Below are 16,632 nucleotides of genomic sequence, written 5' to 3' on the forward strand. Positions count from 1 at the left end.
TGACGGCAAGGTCCGCCATGCTGCGGCGCTGCAGCAACGCCTCCATGCCGCCGGACAGGGTAGCGCCCCAGGACTGGGTGAGCTGGGCCGACAGGCCATGCTCACTGTCCGGTTGCGGGAACCTGATGGGTTTGCTTCTCGCTCTATGCGATGTCTTTCCCATTGTCTACATCACCTCATGGGATAATTTACAGTTTGTTACTTGGCTTCTTCTCCCCCCTGAAGGACGCTGATGGTGCTGCGGCCACGCTTGGCCAGTTCTTTGAAGACCCTGTTGCGGCTGATGCGCGCATTGTGGCGGACGGTCAGCCTGGCGCTGGCGGCAAAGTAGATGCTGGTCTTCTGGCTGCAAAACCAATGAAGCAGCAGGTCAAACGGCAGCAGGAGGCGGAGCCTCAGGCTCACAAACCGGCTGTAGCTGGGGAGTTCTGCGAAGCAGTCCCGGTCCTCTTTTGAAAAGCCGTAACGCCGGAAATGCTTGAAATCCTTGCAGGCCGAGACGTGAAGGAGCACCATGACGAAGTGCATTCTGTGAGGGAGAGCTTGCCCGTTCTCAGGTGCTGGCCACCAGAGGAGAGCAAGTGGAGGCCAAGGTGGACTGCCTGCTTGAAAACCGCTTGCCTACCCCCGCTAACCGCCCAACGCCAGGCCTGGAGCCTGGAACCATCAGGCCTGCTTAACGCCTTATTCGCGTCCCAGGTCAAGACGGGGAATGGTGGGCGGAGCATCCACAACCATGTCCAGTGCGGGTGGTGGCGGAAAATACCGGGTGCTGGTCACCTCTTCCCCGCTGGCAACATGGATCGAGGGCAGCTTTGGTAACGGCTCATCCCCTGCCGTGGCCCGACTCAGTTCAAGTTTTGGCAGCGGCGCGGCAGCCCCAAGCCCCCGGCCCGGATCCAGGGCCGGTAAGGATGGCGGCAGGGAGCGATTCCAAAAGTCTTCATCCGCATCCTGAGGCACCACAATCGGCTCCGCCATGTCGTCCTGCACCATTGCCGGGGTGGTGATTGTCTCAGACCTGAGGTGACGGGCCGGTCCCCGGTCCGGATTGGGTGCCCAGGCCAGATCCACAGGCTGGTCCCCGGGGAGGTTCAGGTCGTCTGGGGCGGAAGACGCCACGGTTCCGGACGGTAGAGACTTCAGCTGGGCGGCGCGGGGATCGGCCGTGATGGGTGGCTCCGGCAGAGAGCCCCCTCCCAGCACAGCCCCCATGAGGCGGTTGAGCCCGGAAAGAGACCGATCTCCAGCCCAAAGTACCCCCTGCCTTGCACAACTGAATGGGCCGTCACAACTAGCGTCTCGGGGGGCGGGAGCCAGGGCAATGGGGGGTCTCTGCTCAACGGCACGGGTTTGGCGGCGGCGGCTGACGCGAATCATGTAGGGCACATGCACGTAGCTGGTGGATCCACCGCTGATCCAGTTGGCGTCTTCTTCAGAGAAACCTTTGACGCCGGGCACAATGAAGCGGCTTTTGGAAGCATGGTCAGGGAGGTAGGCGGCAACCAGTCCCCGCTTGCGGCTCAGTTCCTGGGTTTCTTCCAGGGTGAGGCCGTCCTTGCTCATGAGCACTTCCAGGCGCCGGTCCGGCCGCAGCCCGATGACTAACCGGATCCGGGGCAGGTAATAGCGGATCTTTTGCCCCATTCCCTTGCTGTAGGCCCCCTGGTAGCCCGGCTGCACCGGCTGCAGGTCGTTGTAGAGCACGTGAAGGCCGCCAATGAACGTTTCGTAGGTGCGTGCCCGCTTTGCCGTCAGTTCTCCGTAGCCAAAGGTCACCTCACCGGCATCGTCAATGCCGATGAAGGCCCTCTGGCCAGCGGCGGCCCGATTCAGACCCCGCCAGATCTCGGGACCAAACTTCAGGTCGCCCAGGGGAACGGTGTAGCCCTGGTCTTTGGCCCGGTGAGGACTGCTGGGCTGCACCGTCTGGTCAATGATCTGCTCCAGTCTGGGGTCGGGCCAGTAGTAGCGCTCATACATGGGACCCGAGATGAAGGCCAGGGCATCAGGATCCGCAAACGCCTCCTGTTCGCGATCCCAGCCCCGCAAAAGACCGAACTCCACCTGTCGAGGATCCAGGTCCAACTGGTAGAAGTGCTCCCCGTCCAGGGCGACCCGCAGGGGCTCCGCCACCCCGGTGTCCTGGGGAGGCCAGTCCTGGTTCTGCCAAGTGTCCCCGTTATCGGTCAGGGTTGGAGCCAGGACAACGAGAGCGCCAACGGCGACGGCAGATATCCCCACAATGCCCACCAACGGCCATGTCCGGACAGGGACCCTCCTGGCGTGGCCTGGTTTCAGGGCAGTTCTGGTGTGGCGCCTGTGCTTGAGCCGGGCGCCCACCCGGTCCCTGGCAGGCAAATCACGGGGTTGACGCGGGTACTGACCCAAGGTGGGGCGTCCTGCAAGCAACGGTTGCAACCGCATTGAAGCAGGCGTCCTCGCCAGACGCCAGGATCCCCTTACAGCAGAATTCGCACGCCAACCACCATCAGAAAGACACCGAAGACCCGACGGAGCTGGTCCTGGGGAAAGATCCGGCAGAGCTTGGCACCCAGGGGGGCCATCACCACGGTGGCTGGAATCATCACCAGAACCCCCAGCCAATACACACTGCCCACAACACCCGTCAGGTCATGGTCCACGGGAAGTGGATTGAAGCCATAGGCCAGTGCCCCCACAACGGCCACGGGCCATGTGAGCAGGGCCGTGGTGCCCACCACTTCACGGGGGGCAAGGCCGAGCCAATTGAAATAGGGGATCGCCAAGGCGCCACCCCCAACGCCGAACAAGCCGCTTTTCAAGCCGATGGCACTGCCCATCACCATCGTCAGCGCCATGGGATGGTCCATGGTGGAAGAGGCAGGGGACACGGGCGGGACAGAGCGGCACAGCAAATCCACGGCTAACACCATCACCAAGAGGCCAAAGAAGGTCTCGAAGATGTGAGCGTTGATGATGCCGGCCAGGAGGACCCCCAACAACTCCGCCGCCACCACCCAAGGCAGCAACCTGCGCAGCACGGCCAAACGAATGGTCCCTTGACGCAAATGGGACAGGGCTGAACCTGTGGCGGTGAACATCATCAGGCACAAGCTGGTGCCAGCCGCCATGAGCGGGACAACATCGGCGGGGTAGCCATGGTAGCTCAGCAACAGCAGCAGACCCGGCACAACAATCAGGCCACCGCCAATCCCCAACAGCCCCGCGCAAAAGCCTGCCAGCCCGCCCATGCTCAACAACGCTGCCAACTCCTGCCAGGTGAGCTCTGCTAGGAGAGTCGGCATGGGGCTCGGGCTTCAGCAGCAGTGTACCCAGATCATAACGGTCATAGGTGTGGTCCTTTAGCAAGGTTGCCGTTCCCTGCAGCTCCCTTGGCTGAATCCTGGCGCAGGGCAGCCAGGATCCAGTCCTCCAGGCGCTGGGCAAACGGGGTAACGGCAAAGCGCTCCTGGCAGCGGCGGCGAATCCTGTGGCGGTCTAAGCGGTACGCCTTCTCCACCATGGCGGCCAACTCTGCCACCCGGCCAGGCTCCACCAGGAATCCTGTGAGGCCATGGTCAACGGTTTCTTGGGGGCCGCCCCGTCGGTAGGCCACCACGGGCACACCACACGCCATGGCCTCCACCACCCCGTTGCCAAAAGCTTCCTGCCAGCGGGGCGTCATCAGTAGCACTGCGCAGCGTCCCAGCTCCTGGCGCAACTGCAAGGGAGGCAGAAATCCTTGCCAGCGGAAATCACAGGTGGGATGGTCCGCCACCACCCGGGCCTTGTAGGCGGGGTCCTCCACACGGCCCCACACGGCCAGCGGCCTGTGCAATGCGGCGGCTGCCGCGGCGGCGTCCCCAAGGCCCTTTTCCGGTGCAATGCGTCCCACCCAGCCCAGGAGCGGCTCCGGCTCCTGGACAAAGCGATACGTGTTCAGGTCAAAACCATTGCCCACAACCACGCCATGGCGGATGCCGAAGCTTTCCATCTGGCTCCTGCTGTGAAAGGCCAGGCGCCCGTGGTGGGTGCGGGCCACGTCGGCAACGGCCTGGTCCATGGCCTGGCTCAGGCTGCCCATGCTGATCAAGTGGAGGACGGGGGTGGTAAAGCAGGGGCCAAGCCAGAGGGGCAGCCAGTCGTAACCCAGGTTCAGCACCACATGGTGGCCGGCCTGCAAAGCCCAGGCCTCGCGCCACAGGTTGGCCAGTACGCCGTGGGGCGGCTGCACGATGGGGGCATCCCGCGACTGCTGTTGCCAGGGGGGCTGGAGTTGTCCGGCTACGGTGCGCAGGGGGCACCCACATGGCTCTGACCCTTCCGGCGCCAGCACCATGAGCTGGTGCCCCCGATCCACCAGGCCACGCACAAGGGAGCCAACGGTCACCTCCACCCCGCCGCCACGGCCCTGACCAATGGGTCCTACAGCAGTGGAGACAACGAGAATACGCATGGCTCCTGGCGCCTCCATGGGGTCGGGAGGATTTTAGCTGCCGTTTCAAGGGGCTCCATACCCGCCCCCACCGGGTGTTTCAATGACCACCATGTCCCCCGCCTGGGCCTGCACCCGATCACAGCTTCCCAGCGGAACGGTCTCCCCACTGGCGCGCTCCAGCCAGTTGCGGCCGAGGGCGCCGGGGCTGCCACCGGCACAGCCGTAGGGGGGGATGCGGCGGCGGTTGGCCAGGATCATCACCTCCATGGGCTCCAGAAAGCGCAGGCGGCGGCGGGCCCCATCCCCACCGCGATGGCGACCGGCGCCGCCGGAGCCCTCGCGGATCTCAAAACACTCCACCCGCACCGGGAACCGGGATTCCAACACCTCGGGATCTGTGAGGCGGGAGTTGGTCATGTGAGTTTGCACGGCGGCGGCCCCGGCAAACCCCGGTCCAGCGCCGGAGCCGCCGCCAATGGTTTCGTAGTACTGGTGATGGGTGTTGCCGAAGCTGAGGTTATTCATGGTGCCCTGGGCTGCGGCCATCACCCCCAAGGCGCCATAGAGGGCATCGGTCAAGGCTTGACTGGTTTCCACGTTCCCCGCTACCACCGCGGCCGGATCCCGGGGCGCCAACATGGAGGGTTGGGACACCACAACGGTGATGGGCTTGAGACAACCTTCATTGAGGGGGATATTGGCCTTCACCAACGTGCGAAACACGTAGAGCACCACGGCCCTGGTGATGGCCGTTGGGGCATTGAAATTATTGTCCAACTGGGGACTGCTGCCGGTGAAGTCCACAACGGCGCTGCGTTGTTGATGATCAACAGACACCGTGACTTGAATTCTGGCGCCGTTATCCAATTCATAGGAGAATTGACTACTGTTTAGGGAACAGATCACCTGGCGGACAGACTCCTCGGCGTTGGCTTGCACATGGCCCATGTAGTCTTGAACAGTGGCCAGTTGAAATTCCTCCACAAGCTGTTGTAACTCCGCCACGCCGCAGGCATTGGCAGCAACTTGGGCTTGTAAATCGGCAATGTTTTGATCGGGATTGCGGACAGGATAGGGTCCACTGTTGAGGATAGCCCGCATGGTTTGCTCTTGAAAGCGTCCCGCCTCTACAATCCTGGTGACGGGAATGATCACGCCCTCTTCCAGAATAGAGCGGGAGTTAGGAGGCATGGAGCCGGGGGAAATCCCCCCCACATCCGCATGGTGTCCCCGATTGCCCACATAAAACAGAACCTCCCATCCTGGTGAATCAAAGACAGGGGTAATCACCGTGATATCCGGCAGATGGGTGCCACCGAGATAGGGGCTGTTGAGGACGTAAACATCACCGGGTTTCATGCGGGCTCCCTGGGCCTGCACCACCTGCCGCACACTCTCGGACATGGAACCCAGATGAACGGGCAGGTGGGGAGCATTGGCCACCAGATTGCCGCGGGCATCAAAGACGGCACAGGAAAAATCGCAGCGCTCCTTGATGTTCACGGAAGACGCTGTATTTTGCAGCGTGACGCCCATCTGTTCGGCAATGGACATATAGCGATTGTGGAACACTTCCAACATCATCGGATCCACCTCCGCAGCACTGACAGGACCCTCCGCTTTGGCGCCTGTTCTTTTCAGGATCAGATTGCCCTGGTCGGTACATTGGGCTTGCCAGCCTGGCTCCACAACGGTTGTGGCCACGACCTCACTGATCAACGCGGGTCCCGACAGAACAACACCGGCCTGGAGTCTGGTCCGGTCATAGACGGGCGCCATGTGGGGGCGACCGTTGAGAACCATCACCACGCTGTTGATGGGATTGGCAGACTGGGCTGCCTTACGGTCCTGGCGGAGTTGAGCCAGGGGCTGGGCATGGCCAACGGCTTCTACCGCCGCCGTGGCAACGATCAACGGCTTGTTCTCCATCAAGAAGCCGTAGCGCTGCTGGTGGTGACGCCTGAACTCCTCCACCATGGCGGCTGGACTGCCAGCCTGCACCTCCAGGGCGGTATCGGAGCCGTCGTAGCGCAGGTGAAGACGGCGCTGGACGGTGATCCGCGTGGGATGGACGCCCTGGCTGGCCACCGCCTGCCGGGCGGCTTGGGCCAGGTGATCCAGGGTGGCCGCCACGGGTTGTTCCAACCGGTTGTCCAGGGGGCAATTCAGGGACTGCTGCCGCAGGGCGCGAATTGCGGCCTGGCCCAACCCATAGGCGGACAACACACCGGCCAGGGGGTGGAACAGGATGCGGCGAATGCCCAACACGTCTGCCACCAGGCAGGCATGTTGCCCGGCGGCGCCCCCAAACCCGCAGAGGGTGGCGCGCCGCACCTCGCAGCCCCGCTCCAGGGAGATGGTCTTCATGGCTTTGGCCATGGTCTCCACGGCAACGGTGATGAAGCCCGTTGCCACAGCCACCAGGGATTGGGGTTGTCCCGTGGCTTGGGCAACGGCGGCAGCCATGGCCGCCAGCTTTTCACGGGCCGCCTCCGGATCCAGGGCCGACTGGCGGTCGGGGCCAAACACGGAAGGACAGTGCTGGGGCTGCAACTTGCCCAGGACCAAGTTGCAGTCCGTCACCGTGAGGGGACCGCCACGACCGTAGCAGGCCGGGCCTGGATCGGCGCCGGCGCTGTCCGGCCCCACCTGGTAACGCCCCTGGGCAAAGGAACAGATGGAGCCCCCGCCCGCCGCCACCGTATGGATGTTCAACATGGGCGTCTGGAGACGGACACCGGCCACCTGGGCCTCCAGGCTGCGGCTGTACTCCCCGTGGCAAAGGCTCACGTCCGTGGAGGTGCCTCCCATGTCGAAGCTGATCATGGGGGGACCGAACCCCGCAGCCTTGGTTACCGCCACAGCCCCCACCACACCCGCGGCAGGGCCGGAAAGGATGGCATCCTTCCCTTGAAACTGCCGTGCTGCCGCCAAGCCCCCGTTAGATTGCATGAACAGCAGGGGAACATCCCCCAGCTCTGCCGCTAGGTGGTCCACGTAACGCCGCAGGAGCGGGGAGAGATAGGCGTCCACAACGGTGGTCTCGCCGCGCCCCACCACCTTGATCAAAGGGCTCACCCGGTGGCTGAGGGAGACGTGACGGAAGCCGATGTCCGCAGCAATGACCCCGCAGGTCTGTTCATGGGCCGGGGCGCGGTAGCTGTGGAGCAACACGATGGCCAGGGTGCGAATCCCCGCGTCATAGACCGCCTGAAGGGTGGCGCGGGTCTGGTGGTGATTCAGGGGGCGGACGACCTGGCCCTGGGCATCAATGCGTTCTTCAATCTCCACCACCTGGGTGTAGAGCAACTCGGGCCGGCGAATCTCCAGGTCGAACAGGCGGGGCCGGGCCTGGTGGCCAATGGCCAGGGCATGGCGAAACCCACGGGTAATGGCCAGGGCAACCCGCTCGCCCTTGCGCTCCAGCAAGGCATTGGTGGCCACGGTGGTGCCCATCCTCACCTCGGCAATGGCCCGGGAGGGAATGGGGTCCCCTGGGCCGAGATTCAGCATCTCGCGAATGCCCTGCACCGGTGCGTCCAGGGATTGCCGGGGATGCTCGGAGAGCAGTTTACGGGTTTTGAGGCTGCCGTCCGGGGTCCTGGCCACGATGTCGGTGAACGTGCCCCCCCGGTCAATCCAGAACCGCCATTGATGTTGGGCCACGTCACTCACCCGGACCACTGCTGCGAGAAGCCGGCAGACGGATTTGAACCGACGACCTTCGCTTTACAAAAGCGCTGCTCTGCCACTGAGCTATGCCGGCCTGGACCAGGAGGCTTGAATCCTAAACCACCTCCTCAACGCCTGAACAACAGCAACCAGAGTAAAAAACCCACCAGCACCATGGGCCACAGCAGGCCGACAAGGGTGCGGAACACCACCAGGACCACCACAAGCAGGATAATGGAGATCCCCATGGTGCGAACCAGGGCTTTGGCTTCACTAGTCATGAAACGCCAGCGGGGAATGAGGGGCATGATTGCAATCCGTCGTCAAGTTTAAGTGCAAGGCAGCAAGGAGGCAGGTTGACACACGGGCATTCTTTTCCAGAATAGTGGGGTCACGGGGATTGTGGGCCAGGGGCCTTCAGAGAAGGCGGCTGATGGATGGCACATGGGGAATCCAAGTTCAAGTTGGAATTGGAGTTGGGTAGAGGGATAAACAGGCCTGTGGGATGGTCGCGCCACCAGAGCAGGCGCCGCAGAAGGGCCAACATGGCCTGCCATTCCACGGGTGCGGTGGGGTCATGCCAGCGCCCCGGCGTGGCATAGAGCCAGTGGAGCCAGTCGCGGCGCTGGTGCTGGTTCTGGGGGAGCAGGCGGCCATGGCCGGGTGTTGCCCCAGCGGTCACCTTCAGAACGGGGGAGGCCTGCCCGGCTCCTACGGCAGCTTCCATGGCCAAGTGCCCACCGTCGCCGGGCGTCAGAGCTGTCTTGGGCTCCACCACCACCTCCTGCTCGTTGATGCGGCACACCTGCACGTGGTGAACCGTGCCGCCGTCCCCTGCTGAGAGTCGTGCGGGCCAGCGCACCCGAAACGTGGGCAGTCCACTGGTGCGGGGCGGATCCAGGCAAGCCCTGAGGGCCGTCAGCAAACCGACCAGGTTCAGACCACTCCAGAGGAGTCCCACGAACCGATTCCCCTCCGCCTGCTGCTGGCTGAGCATGGTAGCCATGGCCGGGCTGGGGGGCAGGACGGACAGCAGCCCCAGGAGGTTCCAGCCGTTGAGGACGAAGAGCACCAGAATGGGCAGCACCAAACTCCAGGCCCAGCGGAATTGGGGGCGTTGCAGTGTTTTGGAGGTGACCCGGAAGCCGGGGCGCCAACGGGGGGCCAACAGGGTCTGCACCACAGCCCAGGCCAGCACCGGTGTCAGCAGCCAACTGTAGAGTTCCGGCAGCAGGGCGGAGCGGGATTCACGGTTGAGCCAACTGACCAACAGCAGCAGGCTGAGCCAGTAGGGCAAAAACACCATCAGGAAGCTGGCGCCGTTCAGATTGATGGGCAGAATCCCCAGAAGGCCCGTGCTCAGGGGCAACACCAGCAACACGAGTCGGGGGATGGCATTGAACCAGTGCAGCGCCCCTTCCAGGAACGCCAGCCGTTGGAGCCAGCCGAGGCCGGAGATGCGCAGGGGTCCCCGGGGACTGCGCAGGGTTTGCAGCGTGCCACGGCACCAGCGCAACCGCTGCCGGGCAAAGTCCGCCACACCTGGTGCGGCCAGCCCGGCGCTGAGCTTCTCGGGCAAAAAAAGCCCTTGCCAGCCCAGGGCAATGAGCCGAATGCCGGTGGCCAGGTCTTCGGAAAGGCTATCGGTGGAAAATCCACCCACTTGATCCAGGGCCCGTCGCCTCATCAGGAAGGACGTGCCGGCACAGACCACGGCCCCCACACTGTCCCGCACCGGCTCAATCCACCGGTAAAAACTTTCCTCGTCCGGCAGCAGCCAGTCTTCCATGGCCAGGTTGCGCATCAGCGGGTCCGGGGTCATGTAGCTCTGGGGCGTTTGTACAAACCCCAGCCGGGATTCCCGCAGGAACAGCCCGACAGTGCGGCGCAGGAATTGGGGCTGGGGCACCATGTCGGCGTCAAACACCGCCAGCAACTCCCCACGGCAATGGGGCAATACCGCATTGAGATTCCCTGCTTTGGCGTCCTGGCGTCCGTGGCGGCGGTGGTAGCGGGCCCCCAGGCTCTGGGCCAGGGCACAGCGTTGCCGAGGAGAACCATGCCCCTGGGGATCTGTCTCCCCCTGTTCAGGGCCGTCATCCAGTAGCCAAACCGTCTTGGCGGGGTAGTCCAGGCGGCAGCAGGCGATGATGGTGCGCTCCAGCAACGCCAGGGGTTCGCCACAGCAGGGAATCAACACGTCCACCGTGGGGGGGCTGGGCCACTGTTGCAGCCGGGCTTCGCCGTCCTTTGCAGCGGCGGTGTGATCCCTGCGCCCCGAGAATGACAGGCCAATCTGCAGGAGGCCCGTCAGGATCAACCAGCCTTCGCAGGCCAGCAGCAGCCAACTCAAGCCCAGCGCCATGGGGGACTGCTGGTTCAAGCCAAACAACACCCGCCAGAGGAGATAACGGGCCGCCAGGCTGATGATCAGCACAATGGCCAAGCGGCGCCGCCATGGGCGGCATTGGGCTTCGGGGCGCCGGGTGAGCCAGCAGCAGGTGAGCACCACCAGCAGGGTGGGCAGCAGGTTCAGGGCAAAGGAGCCGGGGGATGGATGCATAGGGGCCAGTGCCAACTGCACAGCAGTGCTCAGCCCACAGGGTGCATGAACGTGGGCTCCAGCCTGGCCTGCTCAGCGTCTGGGCAGCGGCGGGCATTGAAGTCACATTGATAGATCGCTGGTTTCTGCCAGCCCAGGGGGATCTCCAGCAGATCCTTGGACCCGCTGATTCCTTGCACCACAAACAGAATTGCCGCCACCACAACGGTGGCCAGATGCACACGCCGCCAAGCCAGGCGGCGGACAACCTCCGGTCTGATGGCCATGGAGAACAGCATCAGGGCCACCAGCCCCACACCCGTCCAATAGTGGGATGTCCAGAACGCAAAGGTGCGGGGATCGTCGCTGACGTGCCACACCTCAGGTTGGGCGCCGAGGCCCAGCACCCCTGCCCAGGTGAGCAGCGCAAAAAGGATACGCTGCCAGCGCTGTCGGACACGCCAGAGCACCAGCAGCGCAACAACTGTGCCAGCCAGCGCCAGAAGCAGGGAATAGGCCCGCAGCGCCTGCTGGCCGGGGTCGGACCAAAAGGATTTGGTGAGGATGGACACTGTGATGGCCACCAAGACGATCATTACCACTCCTGTGGTCAACCACTTGCCCAAATCCTGGTGATCACGGGCCACGGTGGGCGTCAACTTGACGTGGTCCACCCGACGATGTCGGGTTTGTCCACCAAGGTGCATCACCACACCAATGAGGGGATAGATGAAGGCCACGGCAAGGGCTGGATGAAGGATCCAGAGCCAGTCAGCAAACTCCATGGACGCGCTGAGGGGAGACAGTTCACGCCTCCCACGGTAGACTGCCTTACGGGTCCGACCCATTAAGCAGGGATGCAGCACCGGAGGCCGGATTTGTGTGTCTCCTGAAGGGGGAGTCAGCGACTGGTGGATCCCATTGTGGTGGAGGCCCGCCAGAGGGTCAGGACAACGGACGCTGTGAAGACGCTGACCGCAGTTGTGAGCAGTTGATCCAGGGTCATGGCCAATCAGGCGGAAACAGACCCAAGCATGGACGGCGGGATGCGGCAACCGTTGCTAACAAAAGCCTCTACGGGGTGGGGATTGCCCCACAACACGGCTGGCCGAAGCGCCAACAGCGCTTCGGCCTTATTTCCTGGGTCGTTGGCTTTCTTCCTGTTTTTGCCACTCTGCATGAACGATGCACGCCGACAGCCTGATCCCGCTTGCCGTGATCTTGGCATCGGAGCGGTCCAGCGCCACCGTCGCAACCTGTTTGCCGTCAACCATGCAGGGCACCCGTGGCCCATCGCTCGCGAATGCCTCTACCGGAGCATCTTCGATGGAGTTAAAGATGCTGACTGGGACTTCAACAAGCTGATACAGATATGGGGGCGCTTCCTGCTTGTCTCGGAAGGCGCGGAGCATGATGATGTGCGAGACGGCCTGACGGTATACCCGAAACAGCTTGATCGTCTCGAAACGTCTTTGAGATGCCTTGCGAATGTCCTGAATCCAGGCGCTTCTGTCAGCTTGGAGATATGGAGCGAGGTTTTTGACAGGTTCTTTGCCGCGGTTGATTTCAATGAAAGATGCAGCGTCATGCCGGGACACGGGCTTACGGTCATGTCAATAAATCGCTGTGTCTGTGATTCTGGCGGCGGCACGTTCCAACCCATATGCTCGCATGCGTTCCTGAAGACAGTCTCGAATGCGGTCAGCCACAACGGCTCTGTGGTGGCCCCGTGGTGAACCGACAAGGCCAGCCCGAAATACTCCGTCCAGTCCGGTTTTTCGGTCAGCCATGTTCCAGCAGACCGGACATTCAATGCTGGTGGGTTCGCCAAGGCCTCAATGACTTTGGTGACGAATGACACCTTGACGGGTGACAGACTGTCCAGCTTGGACTTGATCTCTTCCAGTGTCATCGTGCGAGGCGCTGCTCAATCAAGTCCACGAAAGACGACTTGATCTCGACACCGACCCAGCGTTGCCCAAGTTGCTCTGCTGCCAACAGGGTTGTCCCCGCTCCGGCATAGGGGTCCAGCACGACGCCATTTGACCTTCCGGTAATGGACAGGCAGCGAATGGCAAGGCTCATGGGCATCATGGCCGGGTGGTCGTCGGCGTGATCGTCACTCCGCTTGACCGGCTCAGTGGGAATGGTCCAGACGGTGCGCAGACGCCTGCCGCCTGACCCGGGAACGGCGTGAACATCATAATGATAGTCCTGGCTCTTGGAGAGCAGGAAGATGGTTTCGTGGGCCTTAGTGGGCCTGTCCCGCACCGACTCGGGGTGCGCATTCGTCTTGTACCAAATAACTTCGCTGCGGAGCCACCATCCGTCATGCTGGAGTGCGAACGCAAGACGCCAAGGCAGTCCGATCAGGTCCTTGGCTTTGAGTCCGTCCGGCGTCGGTGGCCGCACGCCCATGGCGCGGGCACGGTTCTTGCGATCAGGGGCGCGGTACCGCCTGTTCCCGGAGGTAAAGGCATCGCCGATATTCAGCCATACAGTGCCGTCGTCTCGGAGCACACGGCGCAACGCCGCAAACATGGTGACGACGCTGTTGATGTAGTCCTGCAGATCATCGTCGCGGCCGATCTGATCTTCAGCGCGATAGTCCCGAAGTGACCAATAGGGCGGTGACGTCAGGACGGTCTGCACGCTTCCCGACGGCAGCAGACCCATTGCCCGAGTAGCATCGCCACAGATCAGAATGGATTGCTCAATTGTGTGAAATGCCCGATCAGACGCCATCGCCCTGACATGGCGTACCGGCTGGGGACGATCCTGTTGAAACAGGGGTGCAGCAACAACGTTGATGGTCATCACCTTGCCCCTCCTTACCAGTTTTAGACGATACCCCAGTCGAGATCGGGACCTGAATCAGCCTTCCGTGTTGGTGGCAGCATCGGCAGTAGAATGACCATGATCCGCCAGCACACGCCAACGGCTAGACAGGTCTTCCCCTGCGGCCTCGTCACACTGCCCTTGCAATCCGTTGGTGATGGTGCAGGTGTTGCCCACGAAGGTTTCCACGGTGCTCTGGCCAGCACCAAGGCCGTCGGCAATCAGGTGGCGGGGGCTGAGGGGGATGCCGCTTTGCTGGGAAATCACCTGCAGAGACTGACCAGGCGGGTCCTGCTCCGAGAAAAGCACAACCACGTTGGCTTCCGCCAACTCACGGCGCAGATCAGCCAACACGGCTGGCCGTACCGCCTCGGTGGTGCTGAAGCCCTTAAGCGCCAGCTCCCTGAAGCCGTAACGCTGGGCATAGTACCCGAACGCCTTGTGGCGGCTGGCCAGGACCCTCTGTTGGGACGGGATGGTCTCCACTTGCTGCTCGGCCCAGGCATCCATGTCCTTCAGCACAGCGATTGCCTCCTGGTTCAGCATCCGGAGGGCTGTTGCGTCTTCCGGCGCCAGCCTGGTCAACTCCTCGGTGACCACCATGGCCATGGCCTGGGTGTTTTCGGGGTGATGCCACACATGGGGGTCCACATCACCGTGGTCATGGTGGTCGTCGTGGTGGGGATCGGGGCTGTGGCCGTTGCTCAACTCATGGTGGTCGTCATGCCCATGGTCGTCATGGTGATCGGCCATGGGGAGCGGGTCGGTCTCCTCCAATGACGGGAGTTCAATGGCCTCCGCCACGGCCACAGCCCTTTCCGCTTCGGCAAGGGTGGCCAGGACGGGGGTGAGACCATGGCCGTTGATGAGCACAAGATCGGACTGCTCCAGGCGGCGCCGCTGCTCCGGGGACAGGGAAAACGTATGGGGATCCTCTTCACCTGCCAGGAGGCAATGGACGGTGAAGGACGATGTGGCTAGAGTGCGGGTCAGGTCACACAGCACCCCGTCGGCCGCCAGCACCTGGGGATTGTCTGCCTCGGCACCGGCCGGACCGGACGACCGCAATGATTGCAGGCGACCGCACCCTGCGGCCAAGCCCCCCAGCACCACCACGGCCAGGGTAAAACCGGTCAAACGCTGCATCATGGAATCTTGTGGGCGCCAAGCCCGTTGCACACCGTTCAGGCTACTATCAATGTAGACTCAATTGCAACTCAATTGACAACGGGCTCTTTAAGACGCACCCAAGGGGACGCCTTACCTGCGGAGAGGATGCCTCCGGCGGTGCCGGGGCTGCGGGCCTGCGGTCTCAGCTACCAGTACGGTGGGCAGCGGGTCCTCCATCGGATTGCCTTCCGGCTTCGCCCCGGCAGCCTGACCGCCCTGGTGGGTCCCAACGGAGCCGGCAAATCCACCCTCCTGCATCTCTTGCAGGGACAACTCCAGCCCAGCACCGGGGTGGTGGAGTTGGGTGGGGCGCCGGTGCGGCGCTGTCGGCGACGGATTGCCCTCATGCCCCAGAAGGGGGAAATCGACTGGCATTTCCCCATCACGGTGGCGGAGTTCGCCGGGTTGGGGCGGCTGGCGGCTGCCCGTCCTGGTTGTTGCGACGTGGACGGGGCCTTACAGCAGGTGGGCCTGGAGGCCATGGCGGGCAAGCGTCTTGATCAACTCTCCGGCGGGCAACAACAGCGCGCCCTGCTGGCCCGCACCCTGGTGCAACCCGCCGAGGTGTTGCTGCTGGATGAACCCTGCGCAGCCATTGATCCCCCGTCCCGGCAGCTTCTCCTGGGTCTGATGCGTCAGTTGAGTGATGCGGGGCTCACCCTGCTGGTGAGCAGCCATGATTGGGGTCCCGCCTTGAGCGCCTATGACCGGGTGCTGGTGCTGGACCAGTCGCTCCGCGCCGACGGCACCCCCGACCAGGTGCGGCAGGCCCTTGATGACGTGACCATGGGGAACCATCGCTGTGGTTGAACCTTGGACACGGGGGATCCGGATGGGGCCTGATCGGAGAGGCAGTCTGCCGTGAACTGGTGGATTGCGCCCCTGCTGCTGGCCCTGTTGACCGGCGCCCTGTGTCCCATCAGCGGCGCCCTGTTGATTGTGCAGGGGCGGGTCATGCAGGCCAATCTCATTGCCCACGCCGTTCTGCCGGGCCTGGCCCTGGCTGTGGCGTTCGGCCTTCCCCCCAGCGTGGGCGGATCCCTCAGCGGTCTATTGGGCGCCCTTGTGGCGGAGCGGCTTCTGGTTCCCGGACAGAACACCGCCAACCACAGCGCCGTGATGAACACGGTCCTGGCAGGGTTCATGGGGCTTGGGGTGTTACTGATCCCCCTGCTGGGCGTCAGGGTGGACCTGGAGGCCACCCTGTTTGGCGACCTGCTGCTCACCCGGCAGGTGGAGCTGCTCCAGGTCGGGGGCAGTCTCCTGTTGCAGGGACTCTTCTTTGCGGCCTGCTACCAACCTCTGGTGTTTTTGGGGGTGGATCCCATGGGGGCAGCGGCCAGTGGCCTGCCACTGCGGGCATTGAAACTGGCCATGGCGGGGATCACGGCCTTCGTGATCGTTAGCAGCATGGCCACCGTGGGCGTGGTGCTGGTGATCGGTCTGATGTGTGCGCCCGCCCTGGTTGGCCTGGCCGGAGCCACCAGCCTGAGGCAGGCGGTGCTCAGGGCGTCCGCGACCGGCATGGCGCTCAGTGTTGGCGGCTTCCTGTTGGCCCTGCTGCTGAATCTTCCTCCAGGCCCCTTGATTGGTGTACTTTGCGTGGGGTTGGTGGTGGTGCAGAGGGGGTAGGTTGCCTTCCGCCTGCAAAGCCCTGCTCCAACTCGCCAGGGGGCAGGTAAATGTGCCTAATGGCAAGGTGAGGTAAAAGCACCTCTGTCACCTCCATGGGGCAACCAGTGACAAAAAGAGGTGGGGCGAGGTGGTTTCCTGCTTCGCAGGGGATGCTCGCCCGGACAGCCTTGATCACAATCCCTCGACAACGCAGTCACCGGCAGCTAAGCTCTGATCCAGACTGATGTCTCCATTGGAGCAGCCAAGCCAATGACGCAGGGGTTTGACCCGCTTCCCAGTTGGCGCTGGGGCGCACAGGGAGAAAGCACGTTTGGAATCAATCGTGCTCAGCACGAGGAGGACGAACAACGGGCTT

14 protein-coding genes and 1 tRNA gene are annotated in these 16,632 nt (G+C 63.2%); 3 read left to right on the plus strand and 12 right to left on the minus strand.

The window, feature by feature from the left end; genetic code table 11:
• A partial coding sequence (locus FLM9_RS08305) for a hypothetical protein (RefSeq protein WP_218969711.1) occupies window positions 1–187 on the plus strand: 187 nt, incomplete at its 5' end.
• Window positions 188–198: 11 nt separating this feature from the next.
• Here FLM9_RS08305 and FLM9_RS01025 read toward each other — a convergent pair.
• The 12 genes from FLM9_RS01025 to FLM9_RS01080 form a co-directional block, all read right to left on the minus strand.
• Window positions 199–516 (minus strand): transposase, encoded by a 318-nt coding sequence (locus FLM9_RS01025; protein WP_180365253.1) that lies wholly within the window; start codon window positions 514–516, stop codon window positions 199–201.
• A 168-nt stretch (window positions 517–684) separates the two neighbouring features.
• Window positions 685–2,391, minus strand: a complete 1,707-nt coding sequence (locus tag FLM9_RS01030) for a hypothetical protein (protein ID WP_143324535.1) — start codon at window positions 2,389–2,391, stop codon at window positions 685–687.
• Window positions 2,392–2,462: 71 nt separating this feature from the next.
• Window positions 2,463–3,287 (minus strand): sulfite exporter TauE/SafE family protein, encoded by an 825-nt coding sequence (locus tag FLM9_RS01035; protein WP_074456855.1) that lies wholly within the window; start codon window positions 3,285–3,287, stop codon window positions 2,463–2,465.
• 41 nt (window positions 3,288–3,328) lie between these two features.
• Window positions 3,329–4,438, minus strand: coding sequence for a glycosyltransferase (locus FLM9_RS01040; RefSeq protein WP_081340093.1), 1,110 nt, complete (start codon window positions 4,436–4,438; stop codon window positions 3,329–3,331).
• A 45-nt stretch (window positions 4,439–4,483) separates the two neighbouring features.
• The gene (locus FLM9_RS01045; protein ID WP_074456865.1) at window positions 4,484–8,086 is read right to left on the minus strand and encodes a hydantoinase B/oxoprolinase family protein; all 3,603 of its coding nucleotides are present in this window, start codon (window positions 8,084–8,086) and stop codon (window positions 4,484–4,486) included.
• Window positions 8,087–8,114: 28 nt separating this feature from the next.
• Window positions 8,115–8,186 (minus strand) — tRNA-Thr (locus tag FLM9_RS01050).
• Between the two features lie 34 nt (window positions 8,187–8,220).
• Window positions 8,221–8,400, minus strand: coding sequence for a hypothetical protein (locus FLM9_RS01055; RefSeq protein WP_074456857.1), 180 nt, complete (start codon window positions 8,398–8,400; stop codon window positions 8,221–8,223).
• Between the two features lie 83 nt (window positions 8,401–8,483).
• Complete coding sequence (locus FLM9_RS01060; protein WP_074456858.1) at window positions 8,484–10,655, minus strand: glycosyltransferase family 2 protein; 2,172 nt, start codon at window positions 10,653–10,655, stop codon at window positions 8,484–8,486.
• A 29-nt stretch (window positions 10,656–10,684) separates the two neighbouring features.
• Window positions 10,685–11,419 carry a DUF4079 domain-containing protein gene (locus tag FLM9_RS01065; RefSeq protein WP_074456859.1) on the minus strand — a complete coding sequence of 245 codons (735 nt, stop codon included), beginning with the start codon at window positions 11,417–11,419 and terminating at the stop codon, window positions 10,685–10,687.
• A 348-nt stretch (window positions 11,420–11,767) separates the two neighbouring features.
• On the minus strand, window positions 11,768–12,232 hold the full coding sequence (locus FLM9_RS08460; protein WP_074456860.1) for a hypothetical protein: 465 nt from the start codon (window positions 12,230–12,232) through the stop codon (window positions 11,768–11,770).
• Window positions 12,233–12,542: 310 nt separating this feature from the next.
• Entirely contained in the window at window positions 12,543–13,451 is a 909-nt protein-coding gene (locus FLM9_RS01075; protein WP_218969713.1) for a DNA-methyltransferase, read from the minus strand.
• A 57-nt stretch (window positions 13,452–13,508) separates the two neighbouring features.
• Window positions 13,509–14,621: a metal ABC transporter substrate-binding protein gene (locus FLM9_RS01080; protein WP_074456862.1), complete on the minus strand. Its 1,113-nt coding sequence runs from the start codon at window positions 14,619–14,621 to the stop codon at window positions 13,509–13,511.
• A 126-nt stretch (window positions 14,622–14,747) separates the two neighbouring features.
• On the opposite strand from FLM9_RS01080, the gene FLM9_RS01085 reads away from it, so the two are divergent.
• Window positions 14,748–15,452 carry a metal ABC transporter ATP-binding protein gene (locus FLM9_RS01085; protein ID WP_074456863.1) on the plus strand — a complete coding sequence of 235 codons (705 nt, stop codon included), beginning with the start codon at window positions 14,748–14,750 and terminating at the stop codon, window positions 15,450–15,452.
• A gap of 51 nt (window positions 15,453–15,503) precedes the next feature.
• Window positions 15,504–16,274 carry a metal ABC transporter permease gene (locus FLM9_RS01090; RefSeq protein WP_074456864.1) on the plus strand — a complete coding sequence of 257 codons (771 nt, stop codon included), beginning with the start codon at window positions 15,504–15,506 and terminating at the stop codon, window positions 16,272–16,274.
• Window positions 16,275–16,632 lie beyond the last annotated feature (358 nt).

This window comes from Candidatus Synechococcus spongiarum, assembly GCF_900047545.1.
GTDB lineage: Bacteria > Cyanobacteriota > Cyanobacteriia > PCC-6307 > Cyanobiaceae > Synechococcus_B > Synechococcus_B spongiarum_C.